Origin of the sequence: Salinicola endophyticus (assembly GCF_003206575.1) — a bacterium.
Classification (GTDB): domain Bacteria; phylum Pseudomonadota; class Gammaproteobacteria; order Pseudomonadales; family Halomonadaceae; genus Salinicola; species Salinicola endophyticus.
On sequence record NZ_PZJO01000002.1, the window covers coordinates 558,121 to 575,040 of the forward strand.

Annotated in this window: 14 protein-coding genes; 4 read left to right on the forward strand and 10 right to left on the reverse strand. The window is 67.1% G+C overall.

Annotated features, from left to right (window positions below; translation table 11 throughout):
- The first annotated feature begins 82 nt into the window (after positions 1–82).
- A complete protein-coding gene (locus DOM66_RS05110; RefSeq protein WP_110689447.1) occupies positions 83–2,551 on the forward strand; it encodes an acyl-CoA dehydrogenase in 2,469 nt (822 codons plus the stop codon).
- A gap of 129 nt (positions 2,552–2,680) precedes the next feature.
- On the opposite strand, the gene DOM66_RS05115 is transcribed toward DOM66_RS05110, so the two are convergent.
- From DOM66_RS05115 to DOM66_RS05160, 10 genes are all read right to left on the reverse strand, one after another.
- Positions 2,681–3,166 carry a septal ring lytic transglycosylase RlpA family protein gene (locus DOM66_RS05115; RefSeq protein WP_245392358.1) on the reverse strand — a complete coding sequence of 162 codons (486 nt, stop codon included), beginning with the start codon at positions 3,164–3,166 and terminating at the stop codon, positions 2,681–2,683.
- A 215-nt stretch (positions 3,167–3,381) separates the two neighbouring features.
- Positions 3,382–5,166, reverse strand: a complete 1,785-nt coding sequence (locus tag DOM66_RS05120; protein WP_110689448.1) for an SLC13 family permease — start codon at positions 5,164–5,166, stop codon at positions 3,382–3,384.
- Positions 5,167–5,342: 176 nt separating this feature from the next.
- Positions 5,343–6,320 (reverse strand): NADPH:quinone reductase, encoded by a 978-nt coding sequence (locus DOM66_RS05125; RefSeq protein ID WP_110689449.1) that lies wholly within the window; start codon positions 6,318–6,320, stop codon positions 5,343–5,345.
- Positions 6,321–6,513: 193 nt separating this feature from the next.
- Positions 6,514–7,089, reverse strand: a complete 576-nt coding sequence (locus DOM66_RS05130) for a hypothetical protein (RefSeq protein WP_157958996.1) — start codon at positions 7,087–7,089, stop codon at positions 6,514–6,516.
- Positions 7,090–7,250: 161 nt separating this feature from the next.
- Positions 7,251–8,069: an IucA/IucC family C-terminal-domain containing protein gene (locus tag DOM66_RS05135; protein ID WP_157958997.1), complete on the reverse strand. Its 819-nt coding sequence runs from the start codon at positions 8,067–8,069 to the stop codon at positions 7,251–7,253.
- Positions 8,069–8,857 (reverse strand): ABC transporter ATP-binding protein, encoded by a 789-nt coding sequence (locus DOM66_RS05140; RefSeq protein ID WP_110674266.1) that lies wholly within the window; start codon positions 8,855–8,857, stop codon positions 8,069–8,071. The genes DOM66_RS05135 and DOM66_RS05140 overlap by 1 nt, the downstream gene beginning before the upstream one ends.
- A 4-nt stretch (positions 8,858–8,861) precedes the next feature.
- The gene (locus DOM66_RS05145) at positions 8,862–9,890 is read right to left on the reverse strand and encodes a FecCD family ABC transporter permease (protein WP_110689452.1); all 1,029 of its coding nucleotides are present in this window, start codon (positions 9,888–9,890) and stop codon (positions 8,862–8,864) included.
- A complete protein-coding gene (locus DOM66_RS05150) occupies positions 9,883–10,869 on the reverse strand; it encodes a FecCD family ABC transporter permease (RefSeq protein WP_110689453.1) in 987 nt (328 codons plus the stop codon). The genes DOM66_RS05145 and DOM66_RS05150 overlap by 8 nt, the downstream gene beginning before the upstream one ends.
- Positions 10,866–11,783 carry an ABC transporter substrate-binding protein gene (locus DOM66_RS05155; protein WP_223161903.1) on the reverse strand — a complete coding sequence of 306 codons (918 nt, stop codon included), beginning with the start codon at positions 11,781–11,783 and terminating at the stop codon, positions 10,866–10,868. The genes DOM66_RS05150 and DOM66_RS05155 overlap by 4 nt, the downstream gene beginning before the upstream one ends.
- 52 nt (positions 11,784–11,835) lie before the next feature.
- Positions 11,836–13,968 carry a TonB-dependent receptor gene (locus DOM66_RS05160; protein ID WP_198651713.1) on the reverse strand — a complete coding sequence of 711 codons (2,133 nt, stop codon included), beginning with the start codon at positions 13,966–13,968 and terminating at the stop codon, positions 11,836–11,838.
- Positions 13,969–14,287: 319 nt separating this feature from the next.
- On the opposite strand from DOM66_RS05160, the gene DOM66_RS05165 reads away from it, so the two are divergent.
- The 3 genes from DOM66_RS05165 to DOM66_RS05175 all read left to right on the forward strand — a co-directional run bounded on the left by DOM66_RS05165 (position 14,288) and on the right by DOM66_RS05175 (position 16,866).
- Entirely contained in the window at positions 14,288–15,097 is an 810-nt protein-coding gene (locus tag DOM66_RS05165) for a glycerophosphodiester phosphodiesterase family protein (RefSeq protein WP_110689454.1), read from the forward strand.
- A gap of 105 nt (positions 15,098–15,202) precedes the next feature.
- Positions 15,203–16,021, forward strand: a complete 819-nt coding sequence (locus DOM66_RS05170) for a motility protein A (RefSeq protein WP_110674270.1) — start codon at positions 15,203–15,205, stop codon at positions 16,019–16,021.
- Complete coding sequence (locus DOM66_RS05175) at positions 16,018–16,866, forward strand: OmpA/MotB family protein (protein ID WP_110674271.1); 849 nt, start codon at positions 16,018–16,020, stop codon at positions 16,864–16,866. Before DOM66_RS05170 ends, DOM66_RS05175 begins: the two co-directional genes overlap by 4 nt.
- The last annotated feature ends 54 nt before the right edge of the window (positions 16,867–16,920 follow it).

A 16,920-nucleotide genomic window follows, 5' to 3' on the forward strand; every position in this document is an offset into this window, starting at 1 on the left:
CGCTCGTCTGAATTTGTGGGAGCGCCATTGGCCGCGTCACCCGAGGCCGGCACTCCTGACGTCTTCTCCTGCGGAGTTCGCCATGATCACACTGCTGCTTCTCGTTGCCGCCATCATCGGCTGTCTGGTCGTCATGCGCCGCGAGGCCGGTGCCCTGCCGGCCGTCGTGGTGCTCGCCGTTCTCGGCGTGCTGGGGCTGGTTTTCGATGCCGAGATCATCGGCGTCCTGCTGCTGATCGCCGCCGTCGGCGTCGCCGTCTGCGGGCTCAAGCCGCTGCGTCGGCTGTGGCTCTCGCCGCGCCTGTTCGGCGTGTTCAAGAAGATCGCGCCCAAGGTCTCGGAGACCGAGCGCGTGGCGCTGGACGCCGGCACCGTCGCCTGGGATGGCGAGCTGTTCAGCGGCCGCCCCGACTGGAAACGCCTGCTGGCGTTCGACAACCCCGGCCTGAGTGACGAGGAGCAAGCCTTCGTCGATCACCAGTGCGCGGTCGCCGCCGGCATGTGCAACGCCTGGGAGATCGCCCGCGAGCGCGCCGACATGCCCCCCGAGCTGTGGGAGTATCTGAAGAAGGAGCGCTTCTTCGGCATGATCATTCCCAAGGCCTACGGTGGTCTCGAGTTCTCGGCCAAGGCGCAGTCGGCGGTACTGCAGAAGCTCGCCTTCAACGAGACCCTGATGAGCACCGTCGGCGTGCCCAACTCGCTCGGCCCGGGCGAGCTGCTGCTCAAGTACGGTACCGAAGAGCAGAAGAATCACTACCTGCCGCGCCTGGCCGATGGCCGCGACATCCCCTGCTTTGCGCTGACCGGGCCGCGCGCCGGCAGCGACGCGACCTCGATCCCCGACGTGGGTATCGTCTGCCGCGGCATGCACGAAGGCAAGGAAGTGCTCGGCCTCAGGCTCACCTTCGAGAAGCGCTGGATCACCCTGGCGCCGATCGCCACCGTGGTCGGCCTGGCCTTCCGTATGTTCGACCCGGACAACCTGCTCGAACGCGGCGAGAGCGATATCGGCATCAGCTGTGCGCTGATCCCGCGTGAGACCGAAGGCATGCAGATCGGCCGCCGTCACCATCCGATCGGCAGCCCGTTCATGAATGGTCCGATCCGCGGCAAGGACGTGTTCATCCCGCTCGACTACCTGATCGGCGGTCTGGAAATGGCCGGCCAGGGCTGGCGCATGCTGGTCGAGTGCCTCTCCGTGGGGCGCTGCATCACCCTGCCCTCCGGCGCCGCCGGCACCGGGCGCTACGCGGTGGGCTGGACCGGCGGCTTCGCGCGTATCCGGCGCCAGTTCAACATCGCGGTGGCCGACATGGAGGGGGTGCAGGAGCCGCTGGCGCGTCTCGCGGCCAAGGCCTACATCTCCCAGGCCGCCGTGATGCAGACCGCCAACACCATCGACCATGGGGTCAAGCCGGCGGTGCCCTCGGCGATCCTCAAGAGCCAGCTGACCGAATTCCAGCGCGAGATGATGATCGACGCCATGGACGTGCATGGCGGCCGTACCGTGACCCTGGGTCCGCGCAACTACCTGGGGATCGGTTTCAGCGCCACGCCGGTGTCGATCACCGTCGAGGGCGCCAACATCATGACCCGCAACCTGATGATCTTCGGTCAAGGCGCCATCCGCTGCCATCCCTACGTGCTCGATGAGCTGGCGGCCAAGGACAGCAACGACTTCGCGGCCTTCGACAAGCTCTTCTTCCGCCACACCGGGCTGATCTTCGGCAATGCCGCGCGCGCCTTCACCCAGGCGCTGGGGCTGGGCCGCGCCGAGGTGCCGTTCGACTCCCTGGCCAAGCCCTATGCGCAGGAGGTGGCACGCCTCTCCTCCGCCTTCGGCCTGTGTGCCGACGCCGCCATGGCCAGCCTGGGCGCCAAGCTCAAGCAGCGCGAGATGATCTCGGCCCGCCTGGGCGACGTGCTCTCCAACCTCTATCTGCTCTCGATGGTGCTCAAGCAGTGGCACGACAGCGACCGGGTCGACGGCGAAGCCGCCCTGTTCCACTACAGCTGCCGCTTCCTGCTCAACCGCGCCGAGCAGGCGCTGGTGGAGCTCTACGAGAACCTCCCCAATCGCGCCCTGGCCCATCTGCTCGCCGGCGTGACGATGCCGCTGGGACGCCGCTGGCACAAGCCGCAGGACAGCCTGACCCGCGACATCGCCAAGGCGATCTCCACCGACACCGCGCTGCGTCACAAGCTCACCCGCAACACCTGGGACAGCTGGGAAGAGGGTCAGCAGGAGAACCCGCTGGCGCGCTACAACGCGCTGCTGGCCAACGCCGAGCGCGCCGAGAAGATCTACCGCACGCTGGCCAAGGCGCGGGCCAAGCGCGAACTGCCGGAAGCCGCGCTGCACCCCGAGCAGTGGATCGAGGCGGGTCTCGAGGCGGGCTTGCTGAGCGAAGAGGACGCCGCCTTCATGCGCGCCCACGAGGCCGAGGTGCTGGAGATGCTGACGGTCGACGACTTCGACTTCGATGCCTTCACCAACCAGCAGCCGAACGCCAGCCACGAGCGCCAGACCCACACCACGCCGGCGTGAACGTGCGCCGGGGGCGTCGCCCCCGGCACGCCTCACACATCAAGGCCGCGGCCCCGNNCGGGGCCGCGGCCTTTTTGCGTTCTGGGGACTGGGAGCAGGCAGAACGGGGTGACAGCGGATCTCGGCCGGCTACGGCTCCAGCACCTGCAGCTGGACTTCGGCGGTGCCGTCGTCGATCAGCCCGAGCTTCTCGGCAGCCCGCTGCGACAGGTCGATGATCCGCCCGGCGAGGAAGGGCCCGCGGTCGTTGATGCGCACGATGGCGCTGTCACCGGTGCTCAGATGCGTCACCTTGACCCGGGTGCCGAACGGCAGCGTCTTGTGCGCCGCGGTCATCGCCTGGCCGTCGTAGGGTTCACCACTGGCGGTCGGCCGCCCTTCGAAATAGGACGCGTAGTAGGTCGCTTCGCCGACCCGGCGGCGCTGGTGGGGCACCGGCTGAGGCTCACCCGCGTCTGTCATCACCGGACCCGGACCCTTGCGCTTGCCAGCAGCCTTGCCGGCAGCGCTGGTTGCCGCCGGTGCGGCATCCGACTGGGTGCCCTGGGGTGTGGCACAGCCCGCCAGCAGCAGGCCCACAGCGAGCGCGGCGAGTACAGCCCGCAATCCGAGCACGGCCCGGGACGTCGGCGGCACAGAAGAGCGTGATGAGTGAGCACGTGATGAGTGAGCGCGGGATGAGTTCGCGCAGCCTGGATGACCGCGAACTGCGCCGTCCGCGCGGGCGCGCACCAGGGAAACGGGACTAATGACCATGGGATGCGAGTCTCTCGGCAAGCGGGTCGCGAGGGTGGATCGCGATACGGCACGGATGACGGAAGCGGCGCTCATCATAACGGCCAAATAAGCAAAATCAGAGGAATGGCGGTCAGTGTGACCACCGCCGACAGCGGCAGCCCCAGCTTCCAGTAGTCGCGGAAACGATAGCCTCCCGGGCCCATGACCAGGGTATTGGACTGATGCCCGATCGGGGTGAGAAAAGCGCAAGAGGCACTCACCGCCACCGCCATCAGGAACGGGTCGAGGGAGACCTGCATGCCGCTGGCCAGATTGGCTGCGATCGGCGCCATCAATAGCGCCGCAGCGGCATTGTTGATGATGTTCGAGAGCAGCAGGGTGAGCACGAACAGCGCCGCCAGGGTAACCACCGGCGGCCAGCCGCTGCCCGCGGACATCATGCCATCGGCGATCATCTGCGCCCCGCCGCTGGTCTCCAGCGCCTTGCCCACCGGCAGCATCGCCGCCAGCAGCACGATCACCGACCCCTCGATCGCGTCGTAGCCTTCGCGCAGGGGCAGCACCCCCAGCGCCAGGGTGACCAGCGCCGCCAGCGACATGGCGATGGCCGCGGGCAGCAGATCGAACACCATGGCGACGATGGCCAGCGCGAAGATGCCCACCGACAGCCAGAGCTGACGCGGCTGCCCCAGCGCCAGCTTGCGACTGGCCAGCGGCAGGCAGCCCAGCGTCGACAGGCTCTCGCTCAGGTTGTTCTCGTCGCCCTGCAGCAGCAGGACATCGCCGGGCTGGAAGCGCACCTCGCGCAGGCGCTGCTTGAGCCGGGTACCGTCGCGGGATACCGCCACCAGATGCAGGCCGTGCTGGTTGAGCAAGCGCAGCTGGGAGACGGTGCGATTGATCATCATCGAGTCGTTGCGCACCACCACCTCGACCAGTTGCAGCTCATCGGCATCGAGCCGCGGCCGTTCGGCATCATCGTCATCGTCGCCGCTGGCGCTGATACTCAACCCCGCCTTGTCCTCGAGCAGCTTGAGGTCATCCGGGCCCGCCTCCAGCAGCAGGATGTCGCCGGCGGCCAGGGGGCCGAAGAAGCGGTGGCCGGAGTAGCGCTCGTCGCCGCGCAGCACCGCCAGCACCGGCACCGGGTCGCCGCACACCTCCTGCAGCTCGCGCAGGCGCCAACCCACCGCCTTGGCGTCCTCGTTGACGTGCAGCTCGCTGAGATAGGCCGAGGTCTCGAACAGCTCGTCGGCGGAGGCCTGGCCCTGACGCTGCGGGGTCAGCCGCCCGCCCAGCAGGATCATGAAGGCGAACCCCGCCAGCGCCACCGCGCCCCCCACCGGGGCGAAGTCGAACATGCTGAAAGGGCCCTCGCCCTGCCCCGCGCGGAAGGCACTGATGATGATATTGGGCGGCGTGCCGATGAGCGTGATCAGCCCGCCCAGCAGCGAGCCGAAAGCCAGCGGCATCAGCAATAAAGACGGCGAGGTGTCGTGTTCGCGGGCGACGCGCACCGCCACCGGCAGCAGCAGCGCCAGCGCCCCGACATTGTTCATCATCGCCGAGAGCAGGATCACCGTCGCGGTGAGTACCGTCAGTTGCCAGATCGGACGGCTGCCGGCCCTGAGCGTCTTCTCGGCGATCCAGTCGACCACGCCGGCATGCTCGAAGCCGCGGCTCAGGATCAGCACTGCGGCGACGGTGATCACCGCCGGATGGCCGAAGCCGGAGAACGCCTCGTCGGCGGGCACCAGCCCCAGCAGCACGCTCACCAGCAGCGCCGCCATGGCCACCATGTCGTAACGAAAGCGCCCCCAGACGAAGGCGACCAGGGTCAGAAAGAGTACCGCGAAGACCCAGTAAGCATCCTGCATGGGTATGACTCCTTGTCGTGCACTGCTGCCCTCCCGGCACCAGGCTTGGCAGGCAAACTACCTGCCGAGCCCGCCTGCAGCAGCGAAAAAGCCGGCAGCGCCCAGAGGCGCCGCCGGCTTTTGCATCATACGACAATGTCACGTCGGCGACCGCTCGCCAACGATCGCGACACGGCTCAGGGGATCAGAATGGTCGACCCCGTGGTACGCCGCGCAGCCAGCGCCTCCTGGGCCTTGCCCGCGTCGGCCAGGTCGAAACGCTGGGCGATATCCACCTTGACCTTGCCACTCTCGAGCAGGTCGAACAGATCCAGGCTCATCTCCTCCAGCCGCTCGCGGGTATCGGTGTAGCCATGGAGGCTGGGCCGGGTCAGGTAGAGCGACCCCTTCTGGTTGAGAATGCCGATATTGACCCCCTCGACCGCGCCGGAGGCGTTGCCGAAACTCACCATCAGCCCGCGCGGGGCGAGGCAGTCGAGCGACGTGGTGAAGGTATCCTTGCCCACCGAGTCGTAGACCACCGGCACCATGGCCCCATCGGTCAGCTCGCGCACCCGCTCGGCCACGTTCTCCTCGCGGTAGTTGATCGTGGCCCAGGCGCCGTTGCGCTTGGCCAGCTCGGCCTTCTCGGCGGAGCCCACGGTACCGATCACCTTGACGTTGAGCGCCTTGGCCCACTGGCAGGCGATCGAGCCGACACCGCCGGCGGCGGCATGGAACAGGATCGTCTCGCCCCCCTCGAGCGGGAAGGTCTGACGCAGCAGGTACTGCACCGTCAGCCCCTTGAGCATCGACGCCGCGGCGATCTCGAAGGAGATATCCTCGGGCAGCTTGACCACTTTCTCCGCCGGCAGCACGTGCAGCTGCGCATAGGCGCCGAGGGGCCCCTGGGCATAGGCGACGCGATCACCGACGGCGACATGGGTCACCCCCTCGCCCACCGCCTCGACCACGCCGGCACCCTCGATACCCAGGCTCGACGGCAGTGAAGGCGCCGGATAGAGCCCGTTACGGAAGTAGATATCGATGAAGTTGAGACCAATGGCACGGTTCTCGATGCGCACCTCGCCAGCCTGGGGCGCCGCCGGTTCGAAATCGACGTACTCGAGTACCTCGGGCCCGCCGGTGCGGGAAAACTGAATGCGCTTGGCCATGGGCTGTCCTTGTCGGAAATTGAATTGAGCGTGGCGTCGTATCAGGCACTGTCCAGGTCCTGTCGAGGGCAGCACGTTTCGGACAGAGCCTAACACGTCATCCAAGCGCCATTCGTCGGCCGGGTCAAGCCATGCACCGTCGAAGATGCCGCTATGGAGCCCAGTACCTGCACGCCTGCGCGTCTCGGGGCGGTCAGATCACACTCTGGGGAAACCGCTCGAGGGCGGCGACGAAGCGCTGCTTGTAGGACTCGAAGGTCTCCGGATCGGCCTTGAAGGTCTTGACGATACCTTCGCCATCGAAGCGCACCACGCCGGGCAGTTTCCCCGCCTGCGGCTCCGGATGCCGCGGCGCGAGACCGACACGCATGCCGCCCTCGGCATCGATCCAGCGAGTGATGCCGCAGTCACGGAAGAAGCGTTCCGCGTCGGCGTCGCTGGCGAGCACGCGCAGCGGTGCCTTCTCGGCGAGCAGACGGATCAGGCGCGCGCTGTGCTCGCTGTGACCGTCACCCTGGGGCGTCGAGACCATCGCCAACTCCATGCTGCGCCCCTCGGTGTCGGCGGAGACCAGCGCCAGGCTCAGCACCTGGCGGTCATCGTCGGTCAGGGCGAACAGACGTGCGGCTTCCTGCTCGAACAGCACGCCCAGGGTCCCGGCAAAGGTGACCAGCGGTGCCAGCCCCGCCTCACGGCCATAGACATTGGCGCACAGCTGGGCCAGGCACGCCTCGCGGCTCTCGGGATTCTTCACATGAACGACTTTCATCGGACTCTCCGCACGCATCGACTCGGTCCTGCCCGGGCTGACGAGAACGTCAGCGGATAGACACGCCGCTGCGCTGGCGTGCCGCTGGACGCGGGCAGGCAAAAGCGCGCAGCCTAGCATATTCCATCGCCGCGGGCGCGCCGCCACCGCTACCCTCGACCTCAACTCCGGGGGCGCGCGCGGCTCAAGGGGCAGGACTGGCAGTAGGCCACCGGGCAGGCGGCACGGTAATAGAGGCAGCAGCTGCGCCGATAGCGCACTTCGACGCCATCCGCGCGGCGGGTCTTGGCGTGATGGAAACGCGCCAGCGGGTTGACATCGATGCCGAACAGCTCGGGGTCGGCATCGAGCAGGAAACGGTAGTCCGCCTCGCAGCGCTGGCGTGCCGCGGCGTCGACCTGCGTGCCGTCGAGCTCGACCAGGCGGCGTTCGTAGAGCGAGTAGACCCGCACCGCCAGGTTCTCCCACAGCATGCGGGGCGGCACCCCACCCACCTCGCGCAGGGTCTGCCACAGCGGCGTGATCAGCCCGGCGAACAGCTGCGTCAGCAACTGCCGACGCGAGCGCTCCCGCGCCGCCGGCGACCAGGTCTGCAGTCGCAGCGAGCGCAGCGGCAGTGTCGAACGCCACGCCTGTCCGTCGTGACGGACATCGACCAGGCAGTTGGCCGGCGCCAGATCGAGCCCACGATCACACACCGATAGCAGATAGAGCGGCGCGCCGGTGAACAGAAAACCCAGGCGCTTCGACAGCAGCGAGGCGGTGGTCCGCCGGTCGGGGGAACCGAGAGTCGGCCCCAGACGTGCCAGCAGTTCATTGCAGCGCAGGGGATCGGAGAACGCCGCCACCGACAGGGCCGCCGCCCCCGCGGCATCCGCCGACTCGAGGCACAGGGCCCCATGCAGATAGTGGCGGTGCTCGGCCTCCACCGACGCGCACTCCAGGTGTCCCAGCGGGTCCCGCGCCGCTGCCGGCATCATCACGCCGCCCCCTTGCCGAATGGAATGCATAGCGGCGTATGGAAGAACGGATCCTCGATCACCCGACATTCGAGCTGAAATATCTCCTTGACCCGTTCCCGGGTAATCACCGCCTGAGGCCGACCCTGGGCATGAACGCGGCCCTCGCGAATCGCCACGATATGGTCGGCATAGCGGCACGCCAGATTGAGATCGTGCAAGACCATGACAATGGTCTTGCCGGCATCGCGGTTGAGGCTGACGAGCAACTCCAGCACCTCCATCTGATGGGTCAGATCGAGAAACGAGGTGGGCTCATCGAGCAGCATCAGCGGCGTGTCCTGGGCCACCGCCATGGCGATCCAGGCACGCTGACGCTGGCCACCGGAGAGCGTCTCGACGCGCTGCTCGGAGAGGTCATCGAGGCCGGTTCTCAACAGCGCCTGCTCGACGGCGCGTTCATCGCCTTCGGACCACTGCGCCAGCCAGCTCTGATGCGGATGACGCCCCAGCCCCACCAGTTGACGCACGCTGATGCCCTCCGGTGCCACCGGGTGCTGCGGCAGTAGCGACAAGGTCCTGGCCACCGCCTTGGTCGGCCGCTGCCGAATGTCCTCGCCCTCGAGAGCGACCTGACCCTGCCACGGCGTCAGCAGCCGAGCCAATGCTTTCAATAGCGTACTCTTGCCGCAGCCGTTGCTGCCGACCAGCACCGAGATGCGCCCTTCCGGCAGCTCGAGCGACAGCTCGCGCAGGATGGCCTGACGCTGGTAACCCAGCGTGAGTCGGTTCGCAGAGAGAGTCGCCATGGCGTCAGCGTGCCTGCTTCATCATCAACCCCAGAAAGAACGGCGCCCCGATGGCCGCCACGAAGAGTCCCGCGGGCAGATCCAGCGGCGGAAACAGCAGCCGCCCGGCAAGATCTGCCGCCATCGTCATGCTAGCGCCGACCACGATCGCCATCGCGATCTGCGCCGCCCCCGGCTGGCGCAACAGACGTCTCGCCACATGCGGCGCCACCAGTCCGACGAACGCCATCGCCCCGCCCCAGGCCACCGCGATACCCGCCAACCCGGCTGCCAGCAGGATCAGCAGCGTGCGTGTCCACTGTACCCGCACCCCGATACCCACCGCCAAGCCGTCGTCCAGCGGTGCCAGCAAGGCAAGACGCACCAATGGCATCAGCGCCACGAGTGCCACGCCGAAGCAAGCCGCCAGCCACCCGACATCGGACCAGTTGCCGCCATAAACACTGCCGGTCAGCCATACATAGGCCGACAGTGTGGTCGTGAGCGGACTGGACACCAGCACGAACGTCGTCACGGCACTCAGCAACGTCGATAGTCCGATGCCCATCAGCACCAGCCGCAGCGGCGTCGTGCCTCCCCGCCAGGCTGCCAGCATGACCAGCAGCACCGCGAGCAGCGCCCCCAGGGCCGCCGCCAGCGGCATCCAGGCGCTGCCGACATCGGCGGCCAGGAATACCAGATAGCCGACCGCCAAGGTCGCTGCGCCGGCGGTCACGCCCAGGGTGTCCGGCGAAGCCAGCGGATTGCGCATGACCTGCTGCAGCAACCAGCCGGAGAGCGCCAGGGCCGCCCCCACCAGCGCGCCCAACAGCGTCCGCGGCAGGCGCAGCTGCCACAGGATCAGGCCAGCGCCGCTACCGGGCGAGCGCAGTGCCGCCAGCCACTGCGGCGCAGACAGGGCGGCCTCGCCGAGAGCCAGCGAGGCCAGCAGAATCAGCAGCGCCACCAGCAGTGCCACCGCCACCCGACGCCACGCTCGCCAGACGACGACCCGTGACAAGCGGCCAAGACGCAGCACGCGAGCCTCACCCATGGCGGCCCCCCTGGCGACGCACCAGTGCCATGAATACCGGCGCCCCGAGTAGCGCCGTCATCACGCCGATGGGCACCTCCCGGGGCGGGATGAGGGTTCGCGACATCACGTCCGCGACGAGCAGCAGCGCAGCCCCCAGCAGCGCCGCCAGGGGCAGCCAGTGGCGATGATCCGGCCCTGCCAGACGTCGCGCCAGGTGCGGCACGATCAGCCCGATGAAGACGATATTGCCCGCCATCGCCACCGCCGCGCCCGCCAGCAGCACCACACACACGACCGAGATCAGCTGCAGACGCCACACCGAGATCCCGGCGCCGAGCGCCACCGCCTCGCCCGCCGCCAGCAAGTTCCACTGCCGCAGGCAGGGCCAGCACGCCAGCAGCACCGCCAGCGTGACCAACATCAGCGGCCAGACCTGCGTCAACGGCCGGGCCGCGACCGACCCCGCCAGCCAGAACAGCATCGCATCCAGCCCCTGCTGATCGATCACCAGCAGCGCCTGACTGAAAGCATGGAACAGCGCACTCAACGCGGCACCGGCCAGGATCAGTCGCAGCGGCCCACTCGGGGCCGCTGGACGCATGGCAATCGCCCAGACCGCCAAAGCCGCCAGGGCCGCGCCCGCGAAGGCCCCGCCGCTCGCCAGCCACCCTGGCAAGCCGCTACCCAATGTGGCCAGACAGACCACCACCAGCAGCGCACCGGCGTTGACGCCGAGCAGCCCGGGCGAAGCCAGGGGATTGCGGGTCAGGGTCTGCATGATACCGCCGGCCACGCCCAACCCTGCGCCTACCGTCAGCGCCACCAGGGTGCGGGTCATACGGGTGGTGCGAATGAGCAGGTCATCGACATCGGTCGGCGACGGCGACCACAGCGCGTGCCATACCTGCAGCGGGCTGGACCAGTGACCACCCGCCATCAGGCTCACCACCACGGCGATGGCCAGCCCGGCGACAGCAAGCATCGTGCGCGGGCTCATGCCGAGGCCTCGCTGGTATCCAGCCAGGCATCCAGGTCGTCGAGCATGCCGAATACGCCCAGGATGCCTCCGGAGAGACTCCAGGCTACCGGATCGACCTGCCAGACACGTCCCTGACGCACCGCCGCCAGCCGCTGCCAAAGTGGATGCGCACGCAGGCGCCCATAGTGCTCGCGCGCGGGCCGGTCGCGCGGCTGCAGCAGGAAGAAGACATCGGCATCGATCGCCGGCAGACTCTCCACGCCGCCCAGTCTCAGCACCACCCCGGGCTGCTCCTCGACCTGTCGGGGCCAGCGAAACCCGAGCTGGGTCAGCACCGAGCCGCCAAAGCTCGGCGCCAGGTAGCTGCGAATCTCACCGGCCCTGATATCGAGCAGCGCCACCGTCAACGGCCAGCGCGCGCCGAAACGCTGCTGCAGTCGTGCGCGCAGTGCCGCCATGCGCGATGCCAGTACCCGCTGCAGGTACTCGCCCCGGGCCTGGCGATCGAGTGCCTGCGCCATCGTCTCGAGGGTATGTCGATAGTGGTAGATATCCTCCAGCATCGTCAGCGGAGCCAGCGCCGACAGCAGCGGAGCGATGCGCTGATGACGGAAACGCGAGGCGACGATCAGATCCGGTTCCAGCAGTGCGATCCGCTCCAGGTTCGGCTGCGTCTCCAGCCCCAGGAGCGAAGCCTGGGCCAGCGCCGAGCGCAGGTAGGGGTAGATCGGTGGGTCCTGCCATGACAGCACGACCCCGACCGGTACCACGCCGAGCGCCACCGCGGTATCGGTGGCCCCCTGGAACAGCGTGACGATCCGCTGCGGACGGCGCGGCCTGCGTGCCTCTTGCTGGCGCGCCATGCCGGCTCGTGCCAGCGTCGGCATGGCGCCCAGTGCCAGCGCCCGGGCCATGAAGTCACGACGTTTCATCGCGAATCCGCATTATCACTCGGCACGCCACCGTGGCTGATAGGGGTCGGCATCAAAAGTCCACGCTATAGCCCAGGGTCAGAGTCCGCCCTCGCCCGGCGAAGTAGCGTTCGTTCATATAGTCTGCATTGGGACTGTCCAGCGCACTCTGCGAGTAGTAGGTGATGTACTGCTTGTCGAACAGGTTGGCCACGGCGAGATTCAACTGCCCCACCGGTAGCCGGTAGCCGACGGCGGCATCGACCAGGGTGTAGCCATCGAAGTCGGTGTCCCAGCCATTGCGACTGCTGTCGAAATCCTTGTCGAAGGCGTGATCGATCTGTACGAACGACGTCCAGCGCGGAGACCAACGGGCACTCCAGCTCGCGACCAGCCGGTCCGGCGCCACGTTTAGCCCATTCAACTTGGCATCCAGGGTGCCATTGTCGTCACTGTCATAACGCCCCTTCATGTGGGAGTAGGCAAGGCGTGCGCTGTGCCGGTCGTTGAATCGATAGCCGACAGACGCCTCGACGCCCTCGATCTCGGTCTTCTCTCGCTGCATCACGAAAGCGTCGTTACGGGTCGTCAGGCGCGTGCCATAGTCGGAAGACGACACGTAATAGCTCAGCTCGGCGTTGAGGCGGCCATCGTCATAGCGCACCCCGGTCTCGATATTGTCGGTCACGATCGGGCGCAGATTCTCGAAGCTGTCGACCGACTGTCCGGGCGTGTCGATACCGCGCAGCACGCGGCCGACATCGGGAATGGCAAACCCTTCGGAATAGCTGGTGAACAGGCTCCAGTGCTTCACCGGTCGCCATACCACACCGGCGTTGTAGAGCGTCTCGTCGAAATCGGGGGAGCCGCCGTCGACACGTACGCCATTGTTGGCGGCCACCGTGCGGTAACTGTCGATATCGAGCTTGGCGTATTCGTAACGCGCCCCCGCCGAGAAGGTCAGCGACTCGATCGGGCTGAAGTCGATCTGGGCGAACGGTGATAGATCGGTGTATTTCACCTTCGGCACGTAGGTGCGATCGGTGCCCCACAGATACTGCTCGGTATCGTCGCGCATGGCGTCGAAGCCGAAGGTGAGCTTGACCCGGTCATCCCACAGCCCCTCCTTGGTCAGCGAGGTCTTGATGCCGTACTTGGTGGTCTCGGCCATGGTCTGGTCGTAGAGCGTTCCGACCGGCGCAATCGCGGGATCCTGGAAGGTGCCGGAGTTGGTCGCCCCGAACAGTGACTCGTAATCCTGATAGAAGCCCAGCACATTGAGATGCATGCCGGCGAGATCGTAATCGTCCCAGGTGACGCCGGTGGTCCAGACACTGTTGAAGGGCGCCGAGCCTTCTGGATCGCCGCGGCGCGAGGTCGTGGGGACACCGGCGTTGCGATCGCCCAGCACGCCGACATAATCGTTCTGCCCCTCGATGCGATAGCGATTGACACTCAACTGCAGGCGCCGGTCGTCATCGAACCAGTAGGCGATCTTCCCGAATACATCGTAGGCACGGGAGTTCATCAGATCGCCCTGGGTGTTGTCGACGCCGATAGCGTTCCCCTTCCCATCCAGGAACAGCCCCTGATCCTCGTAGCTCAGCGAGAACAGGTAGTCGACCGGCCCGCGATTGCCGCTGACACCGTAGTTGGTGCGGTAGCTGTTGGTATCGCCATCCAGCTTGGAGGTCGGCGTGGTGAGCTGGGCCTCGAAGTGCTGATTGAGCGAGCCCGGCTCGGGGCGTTTGGTGATCAGGTTGATCACCCCGCCGGCGGCGCCCAGACCGTTGGTGGCGTTGGCCCCCTTGATCACCTCGATATGATCGATCATCGAGAAGTCGATGGTATGCAGCTCGCGCCCCGTGGGGCGCAGCGGGTTGGACTGCGGTATGCCATCGATCATCACCAGCGGCGTACGTCCGCGCAGGGTCTCGCCACTTCCGCTCATCTTCTGGCGCGGCGGTGAATAGTCCGGCAGCAGGTTGCTGAGTATCTCGGAGGAGTCGGAAGTGATGCGTCGCTGCTGCTCCAGCTCCTGGCGTGAAATCACCCGGATCACCTGCGGGGAGTCCTGCTGTTCGGTACCCGAGCGCGTGGCTGTGACCACCATCGGTTGCTGATCGGTACTGTCTGCCATCACCCCCGGCGACGTCACCAGTGTCGCTAGTGCGCCCCAGGTCATGACGGTTCCCTTTGATCTCATGTCTCGCCTCTTGTTGTCGATCTTGTCGAGTCGCCAGGTGCTCCCGCCAGCACCCCGCCGTGAACGCCGGCGGATTATTGCAAATGAAATGCATAACTATCAACGAATAAGAATCATTTGTTTTTGAGCGAGCCGACATCACCCTCTCCGGCTGTGTGAGCGAGCAACGCGAAAGACCGCCCGGAAATAATCCGCGCGCCGTCTTGACGCCGGCCGCGGCGTGGACGAAGGTCAAGCCTGATTTCGGGACGCGGCCCTGGTGCCTGCACCCGCCCCGCCGGTCGGCCACCGCCCACCTCTCACCGGAGACCCTAGACGCATGACACAGAGTTCGTCCCCTCAGCCCACGCCGGGCGATGGACCCCGCTATATCGCGCACCGTGGCCTCTCCGCACGGGCGCCGGAAAACACGCTGGCGGCGGTGCAGGCCGCACATGCGGCCGGATGCCGGTGGGTAGAGCTGGACGTTCAACTGCTCGGCGATGGCACCCCGGTGCTGTGGCACGACGCCGGGGTCAAACGCTGCTCCAATGGCCGCGGCAAGCTGTTCCGCTTCGATGCCGCCAGCGCTGCGCGGCTCGACGTGGGCGCCTGGTTCAGCGAGCAGTTCCGCGGCGAACGCATGGCCACGCTCGAGGCGATGCTGGCGCTGCTCAAGCGTCTCGACATGGGACTCAACCTGGAGCTCAAGGTGACCCGCGGACGCAACGCGATCGAGCTGGTCAAGGCGGCACTGCCGCCGACCCTGGAAGCCCTGGCGCCGGAGAAGCTGATCGTCTCCTCGTTCGACCGTCACGCCCTCACCGCGGCGCGTGCGCTGGAGACGAACCCGGATCGCCTGCGCCTGGGGGTGCTCGACGACAAGGCACCCAAGCGCTGGTGGCGCGAGACCGAGCGTCTCTCCGCCTACAGCCTGCACCTGGACTGGCGCAAGCTGAAGGTCAAGCGCGCCCGCGAGATCGCCGACGAGGAGATCAAGCTGTTCTGCTACACCGCCAACGACCCGGTGGCCTTCGACAAGCTGTGGGAGTGGGGCGTGGACGGCGTGATCAGCGACGACCCGGTGCGCTTCATCGAGCACGCCGGCCAGCAGCAGGCCCACGCCGCCCCGAGTCGGGCCAGCGTCTGATACAGCGTCAGAAAAGCGCCCGTTAGTCGCGTCAGTTAGCGTCTTTGATGCCCATCGCCACGGGCTATGATGCCAATCTGCCCGTTTCCAGGTTGCGAGCCGTCCATGAATCCCTCCACCCTCATCGGCATGGTTGCCAGTGCGCTGCTGCTGATGACCGTCGTGCTCTTCACCGCTCAGGCCCCGAGCAGCTTCTTCAATCTGCCGGGGCTGGCGATCGTGCTCACCGGCACCCTGGCCGCCAGCTTCATCAGCTATCCCCTCGCCGAGATGCAGCGCCTGTGCCGCCAGATCGCGGTGGTCTTCCGGCGCGAATCCCAGCAGAGCGAGCTCGACGCCGATCTCGATCAGCTGGTCGAGATGTCGCGCCACTGGAGCCGCGGCAACATCCGCGCCATCGAGAGCGCCCTGGAAGGCGTCACCAACCCCTTTCTGCGCACCGGCATGCAGATGGTGATCGCCAACAGCCGCGAGGAGGAGATTCGTGAGATGCTGCGCTGGCGCATGGTGCGGGTGAAGGCGCGCGAGCGCACCGAGGCTCAGATCCTGCGCACCATGGCGATCTACGCCCCGGCGTTCGGCATGCTCGGCACGCTGGTCGGGCTGATCAACATGCTCGAGGTGATCCAGGCCGGCGATCTGGCGATCATCGGCCCGCGGCTGGCAGTGGCCCTGATGTCCACCTTCTACGGCATCCTGCTCGCCAACCTGGTGTTCAAGCCGGTGGCAGTGAAGCTGGAGCGGCGCACCGAAGCACGGCTGATGGCGATGACGGTGATCCTCGAAGGCATCATGATGGTCAGCAAGCGCCGCTTGCCCGCCTTCATCGAAGAAGCCCTCAACACCTACCGCATCGAACATCGCGACGAGATGCGTGACCCGCGCCAGGCCGCGGCCACGGATCTCTCGTCCCCGACCTCATGAACGGCAGCACGGACTACACCGAACGGGGGCCCTTCGCCGAGCTGCTGTTCGACGATGACGCCCTGGCCGAGGGAGGTCGCGGCAGCGAGAGCGACTCCTGGCTGATGAGCTATCTCGACCTGCTGCTGCTGCTGGTCACCTTCTTCGTGCTGATGCTGGCGCTCTATGGCGGGCAGCTGTCGACCCCCGAGCAAACCGCGCTGCCCAAGGTCGCGCTGGCGCTCAAGGTGCCGGCACCGGCACCGCCGAAAGCCGCCCCGAGCCCCGCCCAGCTCGGTTTCTATCGTCCGCCGCGCCAGCTGACAGCCGCCCCCGTGGCCAGCGATGTCGGTTTCTACGCACCGCGACCGGCGCCCCCGCCGCTGGTGCCGATGACACCGCTACTGTTCGCGGTGCCACTGTTCGACCTGCCCGACCCGGTGGACGAGACGCTGCCGCAGATCGACGGGGTACAGGTGACCGCGATCCCGCATGGTTTCAATCTGCGCATCCAGGACCACCTGCTGTTCGACTCCAGCGCCGTGGGCGTCAGCGACAGCGGCCGCGCGCTGATCGAAAAGATGATCCCGCTGCTGCAGGAGTTCAAGGGCACCATCTCGGTCGAGGGGCACACCGACAGCGTGCCGATCTCCACTCAGCAGTTCCCCTCCAACTGGGAGCTCTCAGCGGCCCGTGCCGCCGCCGTGGTGCGCGCCCTGCGGCTGGACGGCATCGACGGCGACCGTCTGCGCGCCATCGGCTACGCCTCCACCGAGCCGCTGGCCGACAACGACACCCCCGCAGGCCGGGCACGCAACCGCCGGGTGGAACTGGTACTGCAGGAGACCGACAGAGGCGATTCGTGAACGGCGCGCTTTCCCTGGCCACGAAGGCGCGCTTTCCCTGGCCACAAGGAAGCT

Coding starts and splice junctions, on each gene's coding strand:
- DOM66_RS05110 (WP_110689447.1), top strand. CDS start 83: ATGATCACACTGCTGCTTCTCGTTGCCGCCATCATCGGCTGTCTGGTC.
- DOM66_RS05175 (WP_110674271.1), top strand. CDS start 16,018: ATGAACGGCAGCACGGACTACACCGAACGGGGGCCCTTCGCCGAGCTG.
- DOM66_RS05145 (WP_110689452.1), bottom strand. CDS start 9,890: ATGGGTGAGGCTCGCGTGCTGCGTCTTGGCCGCTTGTCACGGGTCGTC.
- DOM66_RS05165 (WP_110689454.1), top strand. CDS start 14,288: ATGACACAGAGTTCGTCCCCTCAGCCCACGCCGGGCGATGGACCCCGC.
- DOM66_RS05170 (WP_110674270.1), top strand. CDS start 15,203: ATGAATCCCTCCACCCTCATCGGCATGGTTGCCAGTGCGCTGCTGCTG.
- DOM66_RS05150 (WP_110689453.1), bottom strand. CDS start 10,869: ATGAGCCCGCGCACGATGCTTGCTGTCGCCGGGCTGGCCATCGCCGTG.
- DOM66_RS05160 (WP_198651713.1), bottom strand. CDS start 13,968: ATGAGATCAAAGGGAACCGTCATGACCTGGGGCGCACTAGCGACACTG.
- DOM66_RS05130 (WP_157958996.1), bottom strand. CDS start 7,089: ATGAAAGTCGTTCATGTGAAGAATCCCGAGAGCCGCGAGGCGTGCCTG.
- DOM66_RS05140 (WP_110674266.1), bottom strand. CDS start 8,857: ATGGCGACTCTCTCTGCGAACCGACTCACGCTGGGTTACCAGCGTCAG.
- DOM66_RS05120 (WP_110689448.1), bottom strand. CDS start 5,166: ATGCAGGATGCTTACTGGGTCTTCGCGGTACTCTTTCTGACCCTGGTC.
- DOM66_RS05155 (WP_223161903.1), bottom strand. CDS start 11,783: ATGAAACGTCGTGACTTCATGGCCCGGGCGCTGGCACTGGGCGCCATG.
- DOM66_RS05125 (WP_110689449.1), bottom strand. CDS start 6,320: ATGGCCAAGCGCATTCAGTTTTCCCGCACCGGCGGGCCCGAGGTACTC.
- DOM66_RS05135 (WP_157958997.1), bottom strand. CDS start 8,069: ATGATGCCGGCAGCGGCGCGGGACCCGCTGGGACACCTGGAGTGCGCG.